Source organism: Arthrobacter sp. 2YAF22_2 (genome assembly GCF_052114645.1).
In the GTDB taxonomy this organism is placed as follows: domain Bacteria; phylum Actinomycetota; class Actinomycetes; order Actinomycetales; family Micrococcaceae; genus Arthrobacter.
The window spans coordinates 1-2810 of the sequence record NZ_JBFRFD010000473.1; the positions used below are offsets into that span (position 1 = coordinate 1).

Below are 2810 nucleotides of genomic sequence, written 5' to 3' on the forward strand. Positions count from 1 at the left end.
TCCGTGCCGGTCGCGCCCGCGCCCGCCGTGGGGGACTTCGCCGCGGCACTCGACGGGCACGCCGCGGCGGGGTTGGAAGCGATCTACGACCTGGATTTCATCAAGGGACTCGCCGACGGCACGTTGCCGGAGCGGGACTTCGCCTACTACCTCGGCCAGGACGCCCTGTACCTGAACGGCTACGCCAGGGTGCTGTCCCGGGCTTCCGCGCTCGCGCCGTCCGAAGCCGAACAACTCTTCTGGTCCCGGTCGGCGCAGCAGTGCCTCGAAGTCGAAACCCAGCTGCACCGGAACTGGCTGGCCGGCCGCACGGTTCAGGCGGAGCCGGGACCGGTCACCAAGGCCTACGTGGACCACCTGCATGCGGCCTCGCTCGCCGGCAGCTACGGCGTGCTCGTGGCCGCGGCGCTGCCGTGCTTCTGGCTCTACGCCGAGGTCGGCCCCACGCTGCAGCGTGGATTCCTCGCCGCCGGCGCCCCGGCCACGCACCCGTATGCAGAGTGGCTGGGGACCTACGCGGATGAGGCCTTCGCGGAGTCCACGCGGGAGGCGGTCAGGTACACGGATGCGGCAGCACTGCGGGGGTCCGAGGGGGAGCGCGCCGCAATGGCGGTCGCCTTCGCGCAGTCCACCCGCTACGAGGTGGAGTTCTTCGACGCGCCGAGGCTGCACGCCTGAACGGACCGGGCCGGAACAACCGGTAGGATAATGGGGCGCGGTTCCGGAAGTCGCTGCGGCAGCCCAGCTTTAGCCCCCCGGGGACAGGGTGTGGCTCCCGTCACGCACTACCCGCCGGTACCAGCCTCGTTTGCGGCCGAAGGCGAAATTAGCGTAGTCTTGATCTTCGGTGCTTACGCCAACACTTGGGTTATGACCTTGAGGAACAGTTCACCCGTAGCTACGGGCCGGATTTTCCACAGGATAGCTCATGGGTTCCCCCGGGGAATCCACCGGCGTTGAGGCACAGCGTGAGCCGGTCCAAAGTCTTTGGCCCCAGGTTCCGCACGCAAATCTAGTAATAAACGTCGAGAGAAGTGAGTTCCCCAGTGGTGTACGCGATTGTCCGCGCAGGCGGCCGCCAAGAGAAGGTTTCCGTTGGAGACTTCGTTACCCTGAACCGCGTCCCCGGTGGAGCCGGCAGCACCTTTGAGTTGCCCGCACTGCTCCTGGTGGACGGTGACAAGGTCACGTCTGCTGCTGCGGAMCTGGCCAASGTMAMGGTTACGGCTGAGATCCTSGAAGACCTCCGTGGTCCSAAGATCGTCATCCAGAAGTTCAAGAACAAGACCGGYTACMRGAAGCGYCAGGGTCACCGTCAGGAACTGACCAAGRTCAAGATCACCGGTATCAAGTAACTTCCCGTTACTGTTCAGGTTTTCAGCAGATTCCCCAGAATTTAAAGGCAGGCATTTCAAATGGCACATAAAAAAGGCGCGAGTTCCACTCGCAACGGTCGTGACTCCAACGCCCAGTACCTCGGCGTCAAGCGCTTCGGCGGCCAGGTAGTTTCCGCAGGCGAGATCATCGTCCGCCAGCGCGGCACCCACTTCCACCCSGGCGCCGGCGTTGGCCGCGGCGGCGACGACACCCTGTTCGCCCTGACCCCCGGCGCTGTCGAGTTCGGCACCCGCCGCGGTCGTCGCGTTGTGAACATCGTGGCTGCTGCAGCTGCAGAGTAACAACAAGTTCTAAATCGGTGGGGCGGGCCATTAGGTCCGCTCCACCGGTGTTTTAACCGCATTACAATCATCTTGGGCCCTCGCGGGACCAGGGAACAGCACTGAGGAGATCCACGTGGCGAGCTTTGTAGACCGGGTAGTACTGCACGTATCCGGCGGTACCGGCGGCCACGGCTGTGTCTCCGTCCACCGCGAGAAGTTCAAGCCGCTCGGCGGTCCCGACGGCGGCAATGGCGGCAACGGCGGCGACGTCATCCTGCGCGTGGATCCCCAGACCACCACCCTGCTCGACTACCACCACGCCCCGCACCGGCACGCCACCAACGGCGGCCCCGGGATGGGCGACTGGCGCGGCGGCAAAAACGGCGAGACCCTGATCCTGCCGGTGCCCGTGGGCACCGTGGTGAAGACCAAGTCCGGCGACGTCCTCGCCGACCTCGTCAGCGAAGGCGCCGAATACATCGCGGCCGCCGGCGGCATCGGGGGCCTCGGCAACGCGTCCCTGTCCTCGCAGAAGCGCCGCGCCCCCGGCTTCGCGCTGCTCGGCATCGAAGGCGAATCCAGCGACCTGGTCCTGGAACTGAAGTCCATCGCTGACATCGCCCTGGTCGGGTTCCCCTCCGCCGGCAAGTCCAGCCTGATCGCGGCCATGTCGGCCGCCCGGCCCAAGATCGCCGACTACCCCTTCACCACCCTGATCCCGAACCTGGGCGTCGTCCAGGCCGGCGAGGTACGCTTCACCATCGCCGACGTGCCCGGCCTGATCGAGGGCGCCAGCGAGGGCAAGGGCCTGGGCCACCACTTCCTGCGCCACGTCGAGCGCTGCGCCGCCCTCGTGCACGTGCTGGACTGCGGCACGCTCGAATCGGATCGTGACCCGCTCTCGGACCTCGCCATCATTGAAGCCGAGCTCGAGAAGTACGCCGTGGACATGAGCTACAGCGGGACCGACGGCGAAGTCGTCCCGCTGAACCACCGCCCCCGGCTGGTCGCGCTGAACAAGGTTGACCTGCCCGACGGCAAGGACATGGCCGAATTCGTCCGTCCGGAACTCGAATCCCGCGGCTACAAGGTGTTCGAGATTTCCGCGACGAGCCACGAAGGGCTCCGCCAGCTCGGCTTCGCCATGGC

General features: G+C 66.1%; 3 protein-coding genes and 1 pseudogene. All 4 read left to right on the forward strand.

The genetic code is table 11. The features are described from left to right. Positions 1-678, forward strand: a pseudogene (locus tag AB4Y86_RS16030) (bifunctional hydroxymethylpyrimidine kinase/phosphomethylpyrimidine kinase); the annotation flags it as partial. Positions 679-1046: 368 nt separating this feature from the next. After that, on the forward strand, positions 1047-1355 hold the full coding sequence (rplU, locus tag AB4Y86_RS16035; RefSeq protein ID WP_441403176.1) for a 50S ribosomal protein L21: 309 nt from the start codon (positions 1047-1049) through the stop codon (positions 1353-1355). 60 nt (positions 1356-1415) lie between these two features. Beyond that, positions 1416-1679 (forward strand): 50S ribosomal protein L27, encoded by a 264-nt coding sequence (gene rpmA / locus AB4Y86_RS16040; protein ID WP_009372867.1) that lies wholly within the window; start codon positions 1416-1418, stop codon positions 1677-1679. A 115-nt stretch (positions 1680-1794) separates the two neighbouring features. Continuing rightward, the coding region (gene obgE, locus AB4Y86_RS16045; RefSeq protein WP_441403175.1) for a GTPase ObgE at positions 1795-2810 on the forward strand (1016 nt) is incomplete at its 3' end.